The sequence below is a fragment of the Hamadaea sp. NPDC051192 genome (assembly GCF_040682475.1).
GTDB lineage: Bacteria > Actinomycetota > Actinomycetes > Mycobacteriales > Micromonosporaceae > Hamadaea > Hamadaea flava.
In genome coordinates, this window is the sequence record NZ_JBFBAZ010000059.1 from 1 (window position 1) to 18,729 (window position 18,729).

Below are 18,729 nucleotides of genomic sequence, written 5' to 3' on the forward strand. Positions count from 1 at the left end.
GTCTCCGCGGCGTACACGGAGGCCAACGTCGGCGGCGTACACGTGCCGCGCAACACCCTGCTGCTGCTGGCCGTCGTCCTCATGCTGGCGCCTCGATGTCCAGCGCCAGCGAGGACGCGTCCTCCAGGCTCATCGTGAAACCGCGCGCCCAGGCCGCGTCGAACGCCGCGTCGCCCAGGGCCGCCCGGCAGGCCGCCTGCTGCGTGGTCCAATAGGCGCCGAAGATCCCCGGTCCGCGGCACAACCGGGCCTTCGCGGAAGCTGCGGCTCCGAAGAGGGTCGCGGCGATCTCATTCTCACCACCGAGTACGCACCGCGCCGCCATCGCGCTCACCGCCACGCAGGCCCGCGAATGGAAGCCGTAGGACATCCGGGATCGCAGGGCGATGGACAGGTGATCGTGCGCCGCGACCAGGTCCCGGCGGCCCAACGCCGCCATGCCCAGGAGTAGGTCCACAGTGCGGCGTCCACGTTCGGCCGGACGCAGCGCCTCGACTGGGCGGGCCGTCGCGAGCAGTTCCGCGGCTTCGGCGTACGCCTCGCGCAGCCACAGCAGTTCGGCGAGGTTGTAGATGGCGAACAGGGCGTCGGCGGTGACCTCGCGCGGCCCGGCCCAGGCCAGCAGGTCCCGGCAGAGCTGCTCCGCCTCGGTCGCCTTGCCCAGGGAGACCAGCGGGCCGGGCTGACCGGCCAGCACCCGGGCGACCGTCCCGGCGTCCCCGCTGCGGCGCGCGGCGACCTCGGCGCGCTGGGCGAACCGGATCTCCTCGCTGGTCTCGCCGTCGGCGCAGGCGTGCATCGAATGCGAGTAGTACACGAGGGCCAGTTCGCGGTCGGGCACATGCTCACCCGTCTCGGCGAGCCGGGAGTACAGCCGGAAATGCCAGAGCCGGCCTTCCCGCGCCAGCCCGCGTTCACGCCACCACTGGTCCAGTCCACTCGCGATACGCAGCCCGAGGCGGGCGCTGCCACCGGTGACGCACCAGCGCAGGGCCGCCCGCAGTTCGCCGGCCAGCGGATCGAGGGAGTACATCGACAGCGTCACGGGACGCCCGTCGGCGCCCTGTTGCGCCCGCTCCAGCCGGTGCAGCGCCCAGCGAAGGTGGCGGTCGCGAACGGCCCGCTCCTCGCCCTCCGCGGTCAGGCAGCGCGCCGCGAACGCCCGGATCGGATCGAGCATCCGGTACTCCGACCGGCCGGTGTCCCGGCCGACCTGCAGCAACGACTTGTCGACCAACGTGGCCAAGGTGTCCAGCGGATCACCGTCCACCCACCACTCCACAGTCTGGAGATCGACCGGGCCGGCGAAGACGGACAGGCCCCGGAGCAGCGAGGCGGCGGCGGGCGGCAGCGTTCGGTAGGACCACTCCACAGTGGCCTGCAACGTCGCATGCCGGCCGCTCGGCTCGCCCAGCGCCAGCGCGGTGCCGTCGATCGCGCCCAGCGGATCGGGCGCCTTGCCGTCCAGTTCGTTCTCCAGCCGGTCGGCCAGCTCGCCCGCCGACAGCACACGCAACCGCGCCGCCGCCAGTTCGAGCGCCAGGGGCAGGCCGTCGAGGCGCGTGGCGACCCGGCCCAGCGACCGGATCTCCGACTCGGCCGGTACGCGTCCGCCGCGCGCCGCGGTCGTGCGCTCGATGAGCAGCGTGACGGCGTCGGCGCGTTCGGCGCCCGGCCCGGGTTCGAGGCCGAGCGGCGGAATCCGCCACACCACCTCGCCCGGTACGCTCAGCGGCTCCCGGCTGGTCGCGAGGACGTGCACGCCCCGGCCCGCCGTCAGCAGCTGAGCCAGGACCGCGCGTACGCCGGTGAGCTGCGCCTCGCACGTGTCGAGCACCAGCAGCATGCGGCGGCCGGCGGCGTACTCGACGAGGGTGTCCAGCACCGGCTTGCCCGGTTCGGGGCGCAGCCCGAGCGTGTTCATCAGGGTGAAGGCGACCAGGCCCGGGTCGCTGATGGTGGCCAGGTCGAGCAGCCACACCCCGTCGGGGAACTGTCCGACCAGGTCACCGGCGACCTCGACGGCGAGCCGGGTCTTGCCGGCGCCACCCGATCCGACGACCGTCACGAGCCGCTGGCGAGCGGCGAGATCGGACAGTTCGGCCCGTTCCCCGGCCCGCCCGACGAACGGCGTTATCGCCGACGGCAGGTTGTGCGCGGGCGCCTCGGAGGTCCGCAGTCGCGGGAAATGCCGGGCCAGTCCTGGTGCTACCAGCTGGAACAGCCGTTCCTGGCCGTCGAAGCCACGCAGTTTGTGCAAGCCGAGGTCCAGCAGCCAGGTCTGGTCGGGCAGCTGTCGCGTACGCGTGGCGGTCGCCTCCGACAGCAAGATCTGCCCGCCGTGGGCGGCATTGGCGACGCGGGCCGCCCGATGCACCTCGGCGCTCGCGTACTCCCCGGCATGGGCCTGGGCGAAGCCGGTGTGCAGTCCCATCCGGACGCGCGGCATGGCCTGCTCGCTCGGCCAGGCGTACGCCGCCAGCGCTCGCTGACCCTCGGCACAGGCCAGGACGGCCGCCGCGGGATCGGTGAACACGAAGAAGTAGGAGTCGCCCTCGGTGAACAGCTCGACGCCGTCGGCCTGCCGGAGAGCGGACCGCAGCAATCGCCGGTGCTCGGCGAGCACCGGACGATAGCCGTTTCCGAGCATCTGAGCCAGTCGGGTGGAACCTTCGATGTCCGTGAACAGGAAGGTCACCAAACCGCTGGGCAGACGCCGATCTGCCGACACGAAAACCTCCGCCCCCCTGGAAGTCGGTTCATGCTGTCCGACGCCGAGGTCATCGCGCCATCGCCGGAACGGACGGCAACTGATCCATCCAAGGTCCTACCCAGTTCGAGTGCGGTGGAGGCGAAGGCGACGCGTCGGTGGGATGGCGGCGGCGTGCATCTCACAAAACGAGGACCAGAGCGGCCGGATGTGGGCCGAACGGCCAGATCTGGCCGCATAGGCCATACTCGACGGCGTGACGACCCCTGAACCCACCCGCGAACCCGAGACCCCTCCGGCCGCGCCCGTCTCCGGGGAACCGGCCGGGGACCAGGTCGGGAAGCACGCCGGGAAGCACGTCGCCGACGAGTCCGCCCAACAGTCCGCCCAGCAGTCCGTGCCGAAGCTCCGGCCGGCGGTCGCGGCGGCCGGGCGCAAGGTCGCCGCCGGTGGGCGTACGGCGATCGGGGCGGCCCGGCGGCCGCAGGGCCGGCTCGTCGCGGGCGGCCTGTTCGTCACCGCCATCGTCACCGGGGTCGTGCTGGTGGCCGTCTGGCTCGCCCCCACCGGCGGCGTACCGGTGGCGCAGGAAAGCTCGGCGTCCACCGCGCCCACCTCGGCCGCGCCGAGCGGCACCGGCGAGGCGAGCTTCAGCCCCTTCCCGACCACCACGACCTCGCCGCTGCCGCCGAACTCCGGGCTCACCGAGTGGGCGGACAAGCTGGCCGTCAAGGTGGAGATCCCGCCGGTGGCACTGCGCGCGTACGCGTACGCCGAGTACGTGCTGACGAGCCGGAAGCCGAGCTGCAACCTGCGGTGGTCGACGATCGCCGCGATCGGCAAGATCGAGACGAACCACGGCCGGGTGGGCGCCTCCACGCTGGGTCCGGACGGGCGCGTACTGCCCCCGATCGTCGGCCCGGCGCTGGACGGCAAGGCGGGCCGCGCGAAGGTCGCCGACACCGACGCGGGCGCGTTGGACAACGACCGCGCTTGGGATCACGCCGTCGGACCCCTGCAATTCATGCCGACCGCGTGGCGCGCGTATGCCGTGGATGCGGACAGTGATGGGCTCGTCGATCCGAACGACATCGACGATGCGGCATTGGCAGCCGCCACGAAACTTTGCGAGGCCAATAAGGACCTCTCGCAAGCAGCGAATTGGAACGCCGCGATAAAGACGTTCCCCGATCTCTCGGCCAAGGTTCAGCAGGTTTTCGACGCTGCGAACACGTACGGCCAGAAGAGCCGGGCATGACATTGAGTAGTCGAGCATGCACTGTGGAGAAAACTTAGGCCTTCCCAAGGCACCTTGCAGCGTGCAAGCTGAACAGGTGAAGGTTCGCGAGTGGGATCCCCGAGTCGCGACGGCCACCGAGATATCCACCGTGGTAGAGACGCTCAATGCCGTGATGAGCGTCGACCTCCCCGATGATCCGCCGTGGCGCGATGTACTGATGCGTGAATATCTCTCGGTCACCATGCCGGGCGAGCGCAAGATCACCTGGATCGCCGAGAAAGAGGAAGGCGATCTCGCCCGGGGCGTCCCGCTGCTGGGCTTCGCGAGCATTCTGCTGCTCGGCGACATCGGCGTGGTCGAGTGCATCGTGCACCCCGAAATGCGCAAGCGGGGACTCGGCCGGACACTTCTGCACGCGGTGGTCAGCCGCGCCCATTCCGAGGGCTTCCAGGCGATCGGCGTCGAGGTGCCGGGGGGCACGCCCGGCGTCGAGTTCTACGCCGGCCTCGGCTTCCGCAAGGCCTTCACCGAGCAGCGCAGCGTGCTCGACCTCGACACCGTCGACTGGTACGCCCTGGGCGAGCTGGCCAACGGCGTCGCCACCGGCTACTCCATCCGGTTCTTCCCGGACTCGCCGCCCGACGAGCTGATCGAGGCGTACGCGACGGCCAAGGCCGAGGTGCAGGACGTCGATCTCGGCGATCTCGACCTGCGGCCCAGCTCCTACGAGCCGGACCGGTTGCGGGCGAGCCTGTCCTGCCTCCACGCGCGCGGGCTGCGCCCCTACATCGTCGTGGCCGTGCACGAGAGCACCGGCGTGGTCGCCGGGCTCACCGAGGTCGTGGTGCCCGAGCAGCGTCCGACGCGGGCCGATCAATACGACACCGTGGTGGTGCCGGAGCACCGGGGCTACGGCGTCGGCCGGGCGATCAAGGCCCGGATGCTGTTCGAGCTGCGCTCGGCGGTGCCGTCGCTGCGACAGGTGCAGACCTGGAACGCGGCGGTCAACGAACCGCTGCTCAAGGTCAACGCCGAGCTGGGCTTCGGCGCGGACCGCGACTGGCTCGAATTCGAAGCCGACGTGCCCGACCTGGCCGTCGCCCTCGGCATCGCCTGACCCGTCACCCGCCTCACCCCGCCGCTGCGGCGACCACCGGATTCTGCGGCGGCCACCGGATTCTGCGGCGGATCAGGGTTCCGTGTCGAATCTTGGGTCAAGATTCGACCTGGAACCCTGATCCAGTGCTCAACTAACGCGGCGAGCGGCGTCTACGGCCCAGTAGGTCAGGATCATCGAGGCGCCGGCCCGCTTGATCGAGTGCAGCGTCTCCATCATGACCCGGTCCCGGTCCAGCCAGCCGTTCGCCGCGGCCGCCTCGACCATGGCGTACTCGCCGCTGACCTGATAGGCCGCCACGGGCACGTCGACGCGCTGCCGGACGGCGGACACGACGTCGAGGTAGGGCAACGCCGGCTTCACCATCACCATGTCGGCACCCTCGGCGACGTCCAGCTCCACCTCGCGCAGCGACTCCCGCAGGTTCGCCGGGTCCTGCTGATAGCTACGCCGATCGCCCTCGAGCGACGACTCCACCGCGTCGCGGAACGGCCCGAAGAACGCGGACGCGTACTTGACGGCGTACGCGAGGATCGCGACGTCGGCGTACCCGGCCTCGTCCAGCGCCCGGCGTACCACGCCGACCTGGCCGTCCATCATCCCCGAAGGCCCCACCACGTGTACGCCCGCCGCCGCCTGCGCGACCGCCATCTGCGCGTACGCGTCCAGGGTGGCGTCGTTGTCGACCGATCCGTCCGCCGCCAGCACGCCGCAGTGCCCGTGCGAGGTGAACTCGTCGAGGCACAGGTCGCTCATGACCACCGTCGACGAGCCGACCTCGGAGACGACGTCGCGGACGGCGACGTTGAGGATGCCGCCCGGGTCGATCCCACCCGACCCGGTGGCGTCCTTGGCCTGCGGGATGCCGAACAGCATGATGCCGCCGACGCCCGCCTCGACCGCCTCGGCGGCGGCCTTCCGCAGGGACTCCCGGGAGTGCTGCACGACCCCGGGCATCGAGGCGATCGGCCGAGGTTCGGTCAAGCCCTCCTTGACGAACATCGGCAAGATCAGCTCGGCCGGATGCAGCCGCGTCTCACTGACCAGCCGCCGCATGGCGGGAGTGGTCCGCAGCCGGCGCGGCCGGATCTCCGGAAAGCCCATGATCTCCTCCTCCGAGGATCAGCGGAAGCGCAGTGCCGTCGGCCCCTGGACCTTGGAACCGCGACGGCTCTTGGCCGGCATGGTGGCGAGCTTCTCGCGCAGCTCGACCGCGTACGAGGCGAGCGCCTCGACGAGGTCCGGCACCGAGGCGTGCTCGGGCTGGACGTCGACCCGGAGACCGAACTCGATCGCCGTGTCGTGCGTCTTCGGCCCGATCACCGCGACGACGGTTCGCTGATGCGGCTTGCCCGCGATGCCGACCAGGTTCCGGACGGTCGACGACGAGGTGAACAGGACCGCGTCGAACCCGCCCTGCTTGATGGCGTTGCGGATCTCCTCCGGCGGCGGGGCGGCCCGGACGGTCCGGTACGCCGTCACGTCGTCGACCTCCCAGCCCATCTCGGTCAGCCCGGCGACCAGGGTCTCCGTCGCGATGTCGGCCCGCGGCAGCAGGATGCGGCCCACCGGGTCGAGCATCTCGTCGTGCGGGGCGAACTCGGCGAGCAGGCCTTCGGAGGTCTGCTCGGTGCCGGGGATCAGCTCCGGCTGGATGCCGAAGGACCGGACCGCTTCCGCGGTGGCCTCACCGATGCAGGCGATCTTCACGCCGCCGAAGTGGCGCGCGTCCAGCCCGTGCTCGGCGAACTTCTCCCAGACCGCCTTGACGGCGTTCACGCTGGTGAAGATCGTCCAGGCGTACCGGCCGTCGACCAGGCCCTTGATGGCGCGTTCCATCTGCGCCGGCGTACGCGGCGGCTCGACCGCGATGGTCGGCACCTCGCACGGGATCGCCCCGTACGCCCGCAGCCGCTCGCTCATCGCGCCGGCCTGCTCCTTGGTCCGCGGTACGAGGACACGCCAGCCGTAGAGCGGGCGGTTCTCCCACCAGCCGAGCTTGTCCCGCAGCTGGACGCCGGAGCCGACGGAGAGCACCGCCCGGCCGCTGAAGCCGAGCGCGGCGGCGACGAAGCTGTCGACGGTCGACACCGTCGTGTACTGCGTCTCACCGGTTCCGTCGCCGGTGATCGCGACCGGCGTCGACCCCTCGACGCCACTGGCCAGCAGCCCGTCGCGTACCGACGCGAGATCGCCGGCGTCGACGCTGAGCGCGATCGACCCACGGCGCAGGCCCGCCGCGAGGGCCGGGAAGTCGACCTCGGCGATGTCCTCGATGTCCGCGGTCGTGCGCACCCCGGCGAGCGGGACGCCCGAGTAGGTCGCGACGCCCGCGGCCTGGCTCACCCCCGGGACGACGGCGAAGCGGACGGCGGTCCGGGCCACCGCCTGGACCTCGCGGACCACGGACTCGTGGCCGAACGGGTCGCCGGAGACGAGGTGGACCGCGTTGCGGCCGGACTTGGCCTCGTTGAGGAGCACCTTCGCGACGTCGCCGGGCGCGCCCTCGGCGGGCGACCACTCGGCCTCGGCCGGGACCACCTCCCGCAGCGCGGTGAGGAGCGTGTCGGGCACGCCCCGGTCGTAGACGACGTGGTCGGCGTCGGCCAAGGCGTCGTAGGCCCGGCGGGTGACCAGGCCGGGATCGCCCGGTCCGGCTCCGACGAAGGCGATGTGGCCGGCCGGTTTACGGGTGCGGGTCATTGTGCACTCCCAGGTACAGCATCATTCTCATCCGTCTCCCCATCCCCCGACGGCACGCCGCCGCCGACGGAGAAGAGGCGATCTGCGCCCGCCGCGAGCAGGTCCGCGGCGAGAAGCCGGCCGATCTGATCGGCGTCGGCGATGGTGCCCGTGCGCGACAGCCGGATGGCGTGACGGCCGTCTTCGCTGAAGACCGCGCCGCGCAGGTAGATCTCGTCTTCACTTATCTCCGCCAGGCCCGCGATCGGCGCGGAGCAGCCGGCCTCGAGCTGGGCGAGCAGACCACGCTCGGCGGCGACGGCCGCCCGCGTGGCCGGGTGGTCGAGCGCGCTCAGCGCCGCCACCAGGTCGTTGTCGTCGGCCCGGCACTCCACCGCCAGCGCGCCCTGAGCGGGAGCGGGCAGCATCAGCATCGGGTCGAGCGCCTCGGTCGCCTCGGCGGACCGGCCGAGCCGATCGAGACCGGCCTTGGCCAGCACGATCGCGTCCAGCTCACCGCTCGCGACACGTCGCAACCGAGAATCCACGTTGCCCCGGATCGGGGTCGTCCGCAAGCCCAGTCCGAGCGCCTGGAGCTGGGCGATCCGCCGCAGGGCTCCGGTGCCGACGACCGAGCTGGGCGGGAGCTCGGCCAGGGTCAGCCCGTCCCGGGCGACCAGGACGTCCCGTGGGTCCGCCCGCTCCGGGACGGCCGCGATGATCAGGTCGTCCACCGGCGCGGTCGGCAGGTCCTTGTAGGAGTGGACGGCGAAGTCGATCTCCTTGGCCTGCAAGGCGTCCCGCAGCGCCGAGACGAACACTCCGACGCCGAGGCGCTGCACCGGCGCCGCCGACCGGTCGCCCGGCGTGACGATCTCCACGAGTTCCACGGTCCGGCCGGTCGCCGCGGTCACCGCGTCGGCGACCATCTGCGACTGGGCCGTCGCCAGGGCGGAACCCCGGGTCCCCAGACGAAGCTTCACTTCGCACCATCCTCTTGCCGGCTCGTGGCTCCCAGCCACCGCCCGGCTTCTTGCTCGACGGCCTCGGGCAGGCCCGCTTCCTGCGGGTCCGCGGGCGGTACGGCCTCGAAGATCACCGCGACGTTCTCCCCCTTGGGCATCGCGGTGCCGGTCGGCGCGGTCTCGCCGAACTGCGCGCCCGACGGCTCGCCCAGGCTTCCCGCCGGCACCGACAGACCGAACAAGTCCCGCAACAGCTTCGGGTACGCCTCTCCGCCCGGACCGGCAGCGAGCTGGCGGACGCGTACGGTCGGCTCGTGCAGCAGGCGCTGGACGATGCGGTGCATCGCGTGGGCGACCTCGGCGCGCTGCTCGGCGGTCAGGTCGGAGCGCCGCGCCAGGCGGCTCATCTCGGCCTCGACGAGTTCGTCGGCGCGCGCCCGGAGAGCGGCCACCGTCGGAGCCACCTGCGAACCGCGCAGCCAGGTGAGGAACGCCTCGACCTCGGCGGCGACGATCGCCTCGGCCTCCTCGACGATGTGCGCCGCGTGCCCGTGCGCCCCACCGGCTTCGGCGAGGTGCTCGATGTCGATCACGGTCACCCCGGGCAGCTGCTTCACGGCCGGTTCGACGTCGCGCGGCACGGCGAGGTCGACGATGATCGGCGTGGCGTCCGCCTCGGCGACCATGGACGCCGTCAGGACGTGCCCGATCGAGGCGGTCGCGGTCACCACGATGTCGGCCTCGGCCAGCAGCCTCGGCAGCTGATCGAACGGGGCCGCGTCGACGGCGTACAGCTCGGCGAGGCGCTCGGCGCGCTCCTGGCCGCGATTGACCACGGTCACCTTGTCGACCGAGGCCCGGGTCAGCGCCGAAACGGCGAGCGAACCCATCGCCCCGGCCCCGATGACGAGCGCCCGGGCGCCGGTGAGCGTGCCGGCCTGAGCCAGCGCCGCGGTCACCATGCTGCGCGGAGCCTGGTCGATGCCGGTCTCGGCGTGCGCCCGCTTGCCGACGCGCAGCGCCTGCTGAAGCAGTTCGTGCAACAGCCGGCCGACCGCCTCGGCTTCGGTGGCGGTGGCGTATGAATCGCGTAGCTGGCCGAGGATCTGGGCCTCGCCGACGACCATGGAGTCCAGGCCGGCGGCGACGCGATAGACATGCGAGACCGCGTCCGCACCGTGGTGGACGTAAAGACTTCCGGCGAGTTCGTCCGCGCTCACGCCGGACTGCTCGGCCAGGGCGGCGACGACCTGGCTGAGCCCGGGGTGGAAGGCGGGGACGGCCGCGTACACCTCGACGCGGTTGCACGTCGAGACGAGGGCGACCTCGGCGACGTGCGGTCCGGCGACGAGCCCGCGCAACAGCCGGTGCTGCTCGGCGGGCGGTACGCTCAGCCGCTCCAGCAGCGGCACGCTCGCACTGCGATGGGACGCGCCGACGACGATCAGGTTCACGCTGCCACCTCCCCAGGCCGGGCCGCGGATCCGCGCGCAACGCCATTGGCCTGTCCGTTGCCGTTGGCCTTGCGATGCTCGTGGAACGACAGGATCTGCAGCTCGACCGCGAGGTCGACCTTGCGCACGTCGACGCCCTCCGGCACCGAGAGCACACACGGGGCGAAGTTCAGGATGCTGGTGACTCCGGCCGCCACAAGCTGGTCCGCGACGCTCTGAGCGGCCCGCGCCGGGGTGGCGATCACTCCGATCGCGATCCGCTCCTCAGTCACCGTAACGGCAAGTTGGTCGATGTGCCGCACGGCGAGTCCGTGGACCATCTCACCTACGCGGGCGGGATCGGCGTCGAAGAGGGCGACTATCTCGAAGCCCCGGCTGGCGAATCCGGCGTACCCGGCGAGCGCGTGCCCGAGGTTGCCCAGACCGACCAGCGCGACGCCCCGGTGGATCGTGAGCCCCAGGACGTGCTCGATCTGCTCGACGAGGCGGGCGATGTCGTAGCCGACGCCGCGGGTGCCGTAAGAACCCAGGTGGGAGAGATCTTTGCGCAGCTTGGCCGAGTTCACGCCGGCCGCCGCGGCCAGCCCCTCACTGGAGGTGGTGTCCTGGCCGGCCTCGAGCATTTGGTGCAAAGACCGCAGGTACTCCGGCAGCCGAGCGACCGTAGCGTCCGGCAGATCCGGAAAGTCCGGACCCGCTCCGTTACGGGTACTCAGTCCGGCTTCTCCGCCGGAACGCTGCTGGCTCATGTGACTCCGTGCCGACTCGGCTTGCTTTCCCAGGACCCCACCACACGCACGCCGATCGGCTGTGCTATCGGGGGCCGTCGCGGTAACAGAGTAGGCGCTTGTGAAGACGTGCACAAATCGCGATCTTGATAGATCGCCCGGGTGAGGCGACGCAGCCAGCGCCCACCCGCGACATGGATGATCCCGAGAGATGCCCCCGCGGCACACATGCCCTCCATTCTCGAGATCGCGCATGCGGCAGGTGGGCGCTGCGAGTGCGATTATTTCGCAAGCAGGGATATTTCGGCCCGCGCCGCGCCGCCCCTCCATCCTGCGGTGCCGCATCCTCTCGATGTCACGCGCAGTGACGAAAGTCGCGTCCCGGAAGCCCCGTACGCCCACCGTGACGAGCGTTACGCCGAGCGCTCCGCGCCTCCCGTCGCCACTACGCTGTGCGACGTGAAGCACCTCGTCTGGGACTGGAACGGCACCCTCCTCAACGACTTGGGCCTGGTCGTCGCGGCCACCAATGTGGCGCTGACCTCCTCCGGCGGACAGCCGGTCACCGAGGACGAACATCGGCGCGACTTCCGCCGCCCGATCATCGACTACTACGGCTCCCTGCTGGGCCGGACCGTGGCGGCGGAGGAGTTCGCCCGGATGGACACGATCTTCCACGACGAGTACCGGATCGGGCTCCTGACGGTGGAGCTGGCCGCCGACGCCCGTGACGCGATCGCGACATGGACCGGTACGCAGTCCCTGCTGAGCATGTGGTTCCACCACGAACTCGTGCCGACCGTCGACCGCTTCGGCCTGACGCCGCACTTCGCCCGGGTCGACGGCCTGCGCGACCCGATCGGCGGCGGGTTCAAGGCCGGCCACCTCGCGGCCCACCTGGAGGCGCTCGGCATCGAAGGCACCGAGACGGTGCTCATCGGCGACTCGGTGGACGACGCGCACGCGGCCGCCTCGGTCGGAGCCCACTGTGTTCTCTACGGCGGCGGCTTCACCGATCCGGCGAAGCTGCGGGAGGTCGGCGTACCCGTGGCGAGGTCGCTGACCGAGGCGATCGCGCTCGCCTCCCGCTAACTGCGGGGGGTGCGTGGTTCCCGGCGTTGATCATGGACTTTGCCCCCTCGACACACCGCCGAGACCGCAGTTAACTCCATGATCAACGCGGAGCGGGCGCGGGGGTGGCGAGGTCGCGGAGCAGGCGCGCGCCTTCGACCCGCCAGTACCCGTGTTCCTTGCCGTCCAGCATGACCACCGGAATCCGGTCTCCGTACTCGGCTTCCAGCTCCCGATCGCCGGTAATGTCCACCTCGGTGAACGGCACGCCCAGCTCGCCCAGCGCGGTGACGGCGTCGGCGCAGAGGTGACAGCCGGGCCGGGTGTACAAGGTGACGCGGGGCTGCTCAGGCATCCCGCAAGACTACTTTGCGGACCTTGCCGATCGCCGAGTGCGGCAGTTCCGGGACGAACGAGATCTGCGTGGGGCACTTGAACCGGGCCAGGTTGCGTTCGCAGTGGCGGACCAGTTCCTCGTCGGTGACCGTGCTGCCCGCCGCGCGTACGACGAACGCCCGCACGGTCTGGCCACGGACCGGATCGGGCGCGCCGAGGACGGCTGCCTCGGCAACACCTGGGTGCATGCCGAGCACCAGCTCGACCTCGTACGGGTAGACGTTGAAGCCGTTGACGATGATCAGCTCGCCGATGCGGTCCACGAGGAACAGGTCGCCGTCCCCGTCGGCGTACGCGACGTCGCCGGTCGCCCACCAGCCGTCGGCGTCGGGGCCGCCGCGTCCGTCGGGCCAGTAGCCGGAGAAGAGGTTGTCGCCGCGCACGACGATCTCGCCGGGGTCGCTGCCGGGGCTGTCCGGAGACTCGTGTTCGAGGCCGTGGCCGTCGCCGTCGTCTTCCAGCGAGGTGTTGCCCGCCCGCCAGACGTCGTCGCTGGTGGAGGAGACCAGGCGCAGTTCGATGCCGGGCAGCGGCCGGCCGATCGAGCCGACTTTCAGCGCCGGGGCGGCCAGGGTCGAGGACACCACCGGCGCGGTCTCGGTCAGCCCGTACCCGATGTGCACGTCGACTCCGGTGATCGCCGTGAACTTGCGCGCGGTGACGGCTTCCAGCGGCGCCGCGCCGCACACCGCGACACGGACCGAGGACATCGGCGCGGCCGAGGTCAGGCTCGCCGCCCACAGCGTGTACATCGACGGCACGCCCACCACCACGCTGACACCCTCGTCGGCGATCAGCCGGAGCGACTCCTCGGCGTCGAAACGGTCGGTGAGCACGCCGCACGCGCCGTGGTAGGCCACCGCGCCGAGTCCGGAGTTCAGCCCGTAGGCATGGAACATCGGCAGCCCGAGCAGGGCCACGTCCGAACCGTCCAGCACCGGCGGGTCGACCGCGGCGAGCTGCACGTGGTTGGCGATCAACGCCCGGTGGGTCAGCATCGCGCCCTTCGGCGCGCCCTCGGTGCCCGAGGTGTAGAGCAACACCGCCAGGTCACTCGCCGCGGGTTGGCGCGGGTTCGGGGCCGAGTCCCGGGCGAGCGCGCGGGCCAGCGCCCGGCCCGCGTCCTCATTTCCACTGCACGTGTACGCCCAGCGCAGCGACTCGAGTTCGCTGCCGATGCCGGCGACGGCCGCGGCGACCGTGTCGGTCGCGATGAGCACACTGGCGCCGGAGTCGGCCAGCACATGGCGGAGTTCCCGGGGCGTGTAGCCGGGGTTGACCGGGACGGCGACGAGACCGGCCCGCAGCGCGCCGAAGAAGGACACCGCGAACTCGGGAATGTTCGGCAACGCGATCGCGACCCGGGCCGGGTGCCCGCCGCTGTCCGGCGCGCCGAGATTGCGCAGTCCGCCCGCGACCGAGTCCACTTGCGAGTCCAATTCGGACCAGGTCAGCGTACGCCCGTTGTGCCGCAACGCCGGCCGCTCCGGGCTCCGGCGAGCGGCGCGCTGGACATAGCCCGCGAGGGTGGCGTACTCGGCGACATCGGCGGCGATCGCATCCTGCACGTTCGGGAGTCTTCCACACGACGAAATTTCGCGGCACCCCCGCGAATGTCGTTCGTTGTAGAGATCAGATCCCCGTCTAGTCACCGCACGGTCACCCGGCGGGGTGAAACGCCGAGCCCGACGATCGCCCCCGATCTGCGATTTGTCTGAATCTTCTTGCAGCTCTAAGTATCTGGGAACGTGACCACGGCGTGTCTCGCAGGACACGCCGTGTAATCGACGAAGTAAAAACCGCACACGATGTGCGACGTCCGTGCGAAAGCAGCGGAAATACTCCCCCCGATGGCCGGACAGTTTTCGTGAACACGCACACCAGGGTGGGTTTGGCCCTATCATTCCGAGGGTCGGCTCACCCGTTTTGGCATGATCCGACACCCCTCAACCAGAGGAGGCCGCTGTGCCCGTTATTGCGCCGCACCCGTGCTTAGTGGGTGTTTGTCGGCTTATGGTGAGAGATGCCCCGTCTGCCGCCGCCTGCCCCTGCGGCTCCGCACACGGGCGCTCGGAGGTGACGGCATGACAACCAGTGCGTACTACGGCGTAAGCCCCGAAGTGTCCGCCGCACGGCAGGCACTTACCGAGGGTCTGGACGCCCTTCGCACTTCACTCAACGAACTACTTCTGAATCCGCTACTGAGCGTCACCTCGCGCGGCGAAGGCGCTACCGTCCGCCCGCGTACCCGGACCAAGACCGGCAACGACAGCGGCCACCACAATCCGGCCGCCAAGACCCCCGCCACGAAACCGATCGGCGGCCGGGTCAACGGGCGGCCAGTCGCGCCCGCCCAGGGCGGCGCGGTCACCGTGCCCGAATCGGAGACGACGCTGCTCCCGGTGCTCCCGGACGAGGACACCCAGCGCGTGGACCCGCCGGGGACCGGGCAGCCGCCCGTCTACCCGAGCCGGCCCGATCCGAGCGACGCCGCCGCCGAGGTCTGGGCGCTCGTCGAGCGGGCGCAGGCGGGCGAGGCCGCGGCATTCGGCCTGATCTACGACCGGTACGTCGACACCGTCTTCCGGTTCATCTACTTCCGGGTGGGCAACCGGCCGCTGGCCGAGGACCTGACGAGTGACACCTTCCTGCGGGCGCTCAAGCGCATCGGCAGCTTCACCTGGCAGGGCCGTGATCTCGGCGCCTGGCTGGTCACCATCGCCCGCAACCTGGTCGCCGACCACTTCAAGTCCGGCCGCTACCGCCTCGAGGTCACCACCGGCGACGTCCTGGACGCCGACCGCGAGGACCGGGGACCGGAGGGCAGCCCGGAAGCGGCCGTCGTCGACCACATCACCAATGTCGCATTGCTGACCGCGGTCAAACAGCTCAACCCGGAACAGCAGGAGTGCATCGTCCTCCGCTTCCTCCAGGGGTTCTCCGTCGCGGAGACCGCTCAGGCGATGGGCAAGAACGAAGGCGCCATCAAAGCACTCCAGTACCGAGCCGTCCGCGCGCTCGCCCGACTGCTTCCGGAGGGCTTCCAGCCGTGACCCCGCTCACCGCCCCCGCAGTGAGCCGAGTCACGCCCCGGCTCTCCGTAACCGAAGACCCCCCGCGGCCGTTTGACCGAGTACGACCGGAGCTCGTGGACACACTCCGGCAGTCCGCCGCGACCAGCGAAGGGGGGTGCCCGCTATGAACGCAGTCTTCGACCGGCGGCGCGCCGAGCGCTTCGCCCGACTCCTGGACGAGGCCAACGGCGGCCGACGTCACCATTCCCACTCCCGTCTAGACGCGCAGCTCGCGGAGTTCGTGACGCTCGGCGACCAGCTACGGGGCACGCATGTGCCCGGCCCGTCGCCGGACTTCCGGAGCGACCTGCGTGCCCAGCTGATGGCGACCGCCGAACGCGAGGGCATCGGGGTCACCGCGACCGAGCCGGAACCCATTCTGGTGAAGCCGGCCCGGTCGCGTACGCGCATCGCGATCGTCGCGGGCGTGGCGACCGGCACCCTCGCCGTCTCCGGCATCTCCATGGCCAGTGGCGACGCCAATCCCGGCGACGCGCTCTATCAGGTCAAGCGATCGACCGAGCGGGCGCAGCTGGCGCTGGCCAGCTCCGATCTGTCCCGAGGGCAGCTCTACCTGGAGTTCGCCCGTACGCGACTGACCGAGGCCAGTGCCGTCCGGTCCAACGGGGACGGCTTCGCCGCCGCCCTGGGCGACATGGACAAGGACACGATCGAGGGCGTACGCCTGCTGACCACGTCGGCGATGGGGCAGGGTGGCACCGCCGCACTCGACACCGTCGACCGGTTCGCCGCCGACCAGAAATCCTTGATGGGCCGGCTCACGGCGCTGGTCGATGGGCCGTCCCGGCAGCGGGCCGACGCGTCGACGACGCTGCTGGACGCCATCTCGGATCGCTCGCACTCGCTGCGCGCCGCGCTGGCCTGTGGGGCGAAGACGTCGACAGCGGACGCGCTGGGCCCGGCAGCGTCGCCGTGCCCGGCACCCGCTGGTCAGCAACCCGAGACCAACTTGCCGCGAAGCACCACGACCGTCACCCCGCGACCGGCGACGACGCCGACCGTGGGGACGAGCGGCGAGGCGACGACGCCGGCACAGATCGCTCCGTCCGCCTCGGCGACGCCGCAGCCGTCGGCGAGCACCGAGGGCGACGAGGGCCTGCTCGGCGAACTCGGCCGAATCCTGGGCGATCTACTCGGGAACTGATCACCGAACGGCCGTTCGGGATTCACCTTCGAGATTCGGGGGCGTCACCGCAGGGTGGCGCCCCCGATCGCATCCACCCGCTACGCTCGGAAGCGTGTTGCCGGAAACAGGAGGCGAAGCGGTCGTGACGGAGCCACGCGAGCGCGTCAAGGCGGCTGCCTTCTTCGATCTGGACAACACCCTCATGCAGGGCGCCTCGCTGTACTACTTCGCGCGCGGTCTCGCCGCCCGGAAGTACTTCACCACCACCGATCTGCTCAGGTTCGGCTGGAGCCAGGTGAAGTTCCGGCTGCTGGCGGCCGAGCACGCCGGAGACATCGCCGAGGCGCGACAGGCGGCGCTGGCCTTCATCGAGGGCTGGCGAGTCGAGGACGTCCGCCGGCTCAGCGAGGAGATCTTCGACGAGCTGATGGCGGAACGGATCTGGGCCGGCACCCGGGCCATCGCCGAGCAGCACATCGCCGACGGCGATCGGGTCTGGCTGGTCACCGCCGCCCCGGTCGAGCTGGGTGAGGTGATCTCCCGGCGACTCGGGCTGACCGGGGCGCTCGGCACGGTGGCGGAGATCCGCGACGGCGTCTACACCGGACGGCTGGTCGGCGAGATGCTGCATGGGCCGGCGAAGGAGACCGCCGTCCGGGCGATGGCCGCCGCCGAGGGCTTCGACCTCGCCGACTGCTACGCGTACTCGGACTCGGTGAACGACCTGCCGATGCTCAGCTCGGTCGGGCACCCCACCGCGGTCAACCCGGACGGCGCGTTGCGCCGGCACGCCCGGGCGCGTTCGTGGCAGATCCGCGACTTCCGCACCGGCCGCAAGGCGGCGAAGGTGGCGGTTCCGGCGACGCTGGCGGCCGGCGTCCTCGCCGGTGCGGTCGCGGCCGGCTTGGCGATCCGCGCCCGCCGCGACTGACCCGCCCCATTCGCTGCGGATCAGGGATCTCGGTCGAATCTTGGTGCAAGATTCGACCCGGAACCCTGATCCAGCGCCGGAAGCGTCAGCGGAGCGAGTGTAGATCCAGGACGTGCCAGGTCACGTCGTCACCAGTGCCGCTGCCCCACCAGACGAAGCCGCCCCGGCCCATGATCTGACCCACCCCGTCGGCGAGGTTGATCGTCCGGCGTTCGTGGACGTCGTACAGCAGGACCTGTTGGCGGGCCAGCACGGACGCACCAGCACCCTGTCGCGAGTAGACCTCCCAGCGGTCGAGCAGTCCTACGTCGACGAGCGCCGCGGTCACCGAGCCTGACGCCGCCCGCTGCCGATCGCCGCCGTCGGTACGCATCACGTCGATCCGGGTCGCGCCGCCGTCCCCGCCGAGCACCAGTACGCGGCACAGCACCGAACTGCAGCTGACCAGCTCCGAAGGCTGGTTCGGGATGGGGGTGCGGCGCCCCGTCTTCCAGTTGACCAGGGCGGTCGCTCCCCCACCGGCGGTCATCGCGCTGACCAGCCAGTCGCCGCCGACCGACTGCCAGCCGCCGTCGATGCGGCGTACCGAGACGTCGCCGCCGGACACCGGAATCGAGCGGATCTCCGAGGCCAGGGCATCGCCGGGCACCGCCGCCACCCAGTGGACCCAGCCGTCCCGGATGTGCAGGTCGTACTGCGAGTTGAAGAACGCGAAGTCACCCAGATCGCGCGTGAGGACTCGGGCGTTCGAGCCGTCCCGGCCGGCGATCCAGATCGCGGCGTCGCCCTGCCCGTCGTCCCCGGCGGTCTGCTCCAGCCAGGCGATCCGGTCGTCGCCCGAAGCGAAGCCGCCGAACTGGGGCGCCTCGTCCGCGCCGAGCGTGCGTACCGTGCTGATCCGGCCGTCCGGCCCGAGGATCACCAGGGCGCTCTGCCGGTCGTCGGACGGGGTGGCCGTGCCCAGGGAAGTCTGCTCGTCGAGGAACAACATCGGCTCGTACGCCCAGTCGCCGTCGACGTAGCCGGGCACGTCCACCACGGCGGCCGACGGGAAGGCCTCGGTCAGCGTCCAGTCCGTCCCCGGCGCGTGTGGTGCCGGGAGGGTGAGCAGGCGGACGGCGGCGGCCAGAGCGACGACGAGACCCGCCACTCCGCCGATCCGCAGCGTCGACCGCCGGCGGTGCTGACCATGGGGCACTTGAGACAAGCTACTG

Annotated in this window: 14 protein-coding genes and 1 pseudogene; 6 read left to right on the plus strand and 9 right to left on the minus strand. The window is 71.0% G+C overall.

The window, feature by feature from the left end; all coding sequences use genetic code 11:
- Nucleotides 1-79 precede the first annotated feature (79 nt).
- The gene (locus tag AB0M47_RS23795; RefSeq protein WP_363417623.1) at nt 80-2,731 is read right to left on the minus strand and encodes an adenylate/guanylate cyclase domain-containing protein; all 2,652 of its coding nucleotides are present in this window, start codon (nt 2,729-2,731) and stop codon (nt 80-82) included.
- 235 nt (nt 2,732-2,966) lie between these two features.
- Here AB0M47_RS23795 and AB0M47_RS23800 point away from each other — a divergent pair, with 235 nt between their 5' ends.
- Together AB0M47_RS23800 and AB0M47_RS23805 are read left to right on the plus strand one after the other, a co-directional pair.
- On the plus strand, nt 2,967-3,968 hold the full coding sequence (locus tag AB0M47_RS23800) for a lytic murein transglycosylase (RefSeq protein ID WP_363417626.1): 1,002 nt from the start codon (nt 2,967-2,969) through the stop codon (nt 3,966-3,968).
- A gap of 76 nt (nt 3,969-4,044) precedes the next feature.
- On the plus strand, nt 4,045-5,067 hold the full coding sequence (locus AB0M47_RS23805) for a GNAT family N-acetyltransferase (protein WP_363417629.1): 1,023 nt from the start codon (nt 4,045-4,047) through the stop codon (nt 5,065-5,067).
- A gap of 129 nt (nt 5,068-5,196) precedes the next feature.
- On the opposite strand, the gene hemB is transcribed toward AB0M47_RS23805, so the two are convergent.
- Genes hemB through AB0M47_RS23830 form a run of 5 tightly spaced genes read right to left on the minus strand, consistent with a single transcriptional unit; the run spans nt 5,197 to nt 10,917 of the window.
- The gene (gene hemB / locus AB0M47_RS23810; protein WP_363417632.1) at nt 5,197-6,171 is read right to left on the minus strand and encodes a porphobilinogen synthase; all 975 of its coding nucleotides are present in this window, start codon (nt 6,169-6,171) and stop codon (nt 5,197-5,199) included.
- 18 nt (nt 6,172-6,189) lie between these two features.
- The gene (locus tag AB0M47_RS23815; protein WP_253759925.1) at nt 6,190-7,770 is read right to left on the minus strand and encodes a uroporphyrinogen-III synthase; all 1,581 of its coding nucleotides are present in this window, start codon (nt 7,768-7,770) and stop codon (nt 6,190-6,192) included.
- Nucleotides 7,767-8,732, minus strand: coding sequence for a hydroxymethylbilane synthase (gene hemC, locus AB0M47_RS23820; protein ID WP_363417635.1), 966 nt, complete (start codon nt 8,730-8,732; stop codon nt 7,767-7,769). The genes AB0M47_RS23815 and hemC overlap by 4 nt, the downstream gene beginning before the upstream one ends.
- Complete coding sequence (locus AB0M47_RS23825; RefSeq protein WP_363417637.1) at nt 8,729-10,168, minus strand: glutamyl-tRNA reductase; 1,440 nt, start codon at nt 10,166-10,168, stop codon at nt 8,729-8,731. The genes hemC and AB0M47_RS23825 overlap by 4 nt, the downstream gene beginning before the upstream one ends.
- Nucleotides 10,165-10,917 (minus strand): redox-sensing transcriptional repressor Rex, encoded by a 753-nt coding sequence (locus AB0M47_RS23830; RefSeq protein WP_363417640.1) that lies wholly within the window; start codon nt 10,915-10,917, stop codon nt 10,165-10,167. Before AB0M47_RS23830 ends, AB0M47_RS23825 begins: the two co-directional genes overlap by 4 nt.
- A gap of 429 nt (nt 10,918-11,346) precedes the next feature.
- Between AB0M47_RS23830 and AB0M47_RS23835 the strand changes: the two genes are divergently transcribed.
- Nucleotides 11,347-11,988, plus strand: coding sequence for an HAD hydrolase-like protein (locus AB0M47_RS23835; RefSeq protein WP_363417713.1), 642 nt, complete (start codon nt 11,347-11,349; stop codon nt 11,986-11,988).
- An 82-nt stretch (nt 11,989-12,070) separates the two neighbouring features.
- Here AB0M47_RS23835 and AB0M47_RS23840 read toward each other — a convergent pair whose 3' ends face one another.
- Entirely contained in the window at nt 12,071-12,322 is a 252-nt protein-coding gene (locus AB0M47_RS23840; RefSeq protein WP_363417643.1) for a glutaredoxin family protein, read from the minus strand.
- On the minus strand, nt 12,315-13,931 hold the full coding sequence (locus AB0M47_RS23845; protein WP_363417646.1) for an AMP-binding protein: 1,617 nt from the start codon (nt 13,929-13,931) through the stop codon (nt 12,315-12,317). The genes AB0M47_RS23840 and AB0M47_RS23845 overlap by 8 nt, the downstream gene beginning before the upstream one ends.
- 516 nt (nt 13,932-14,447) lie before the next feature.
- Here AB0M47_RS23845 and AB0M47_RS23850 point away from each other — a divergent pair.
- From AB0M47_RS23850 to AB0M47_RS23860, 3 genes and pseudogenes are all read left to right on the plus strand, one after another.
- On the plus strand, nt 14,448-15,416 hold the full coding sequence (locus tag AB0M47_RS23850; protein WP_363417649.1) for an ECF subfamily RNA polymerase sigma factor, BldN family: 969 nt from the start codon (nt 14,448-14,450) through the stop codon (nt 15,414-15,416).
- A gap of 145 nt (nt 15,417-15,561) precedes the next feature.
- A pseudogene (locus AB0M47_RS23855) lies at nt 15,562-16,380 on the plus strand (DUF5667 domain-containing protein); the annotation flags it as partial.
- A gap of 346 nt (nt 16,381-16,726) precedes the next feature.
- Nucleotides 16,727-17,515, plus strand: a complete 789-nt coding sequence (locus tag AB0M47_RS23860; RefSeq protein ID WP_363417652.1) for an HAD-IB family hydrolase — start codon at nt 16,727-16,729, stop codon at nt 17,513-17,515.
- Between the two features lie 85 nt (nt 17,516-17,600).
- Here the strand turns inward: AB0M47_RS23860 and AB0M47_RS23865 are convergent, their stop codons facing one another.
- Nucleotides 17,601-18,713 (minus strand): hypothetical protein, encoded by a 1,113-nt coding sequence (locus tag AB0M47_RS23865; protein ID WP_363417655.1) that lies wholly within the window; start codon nt 18,711-18,713, stop codon nt 17,601-17,603.
- Nucleotides 18,714-18,729 lie beyond the last annotated feature (16 nt).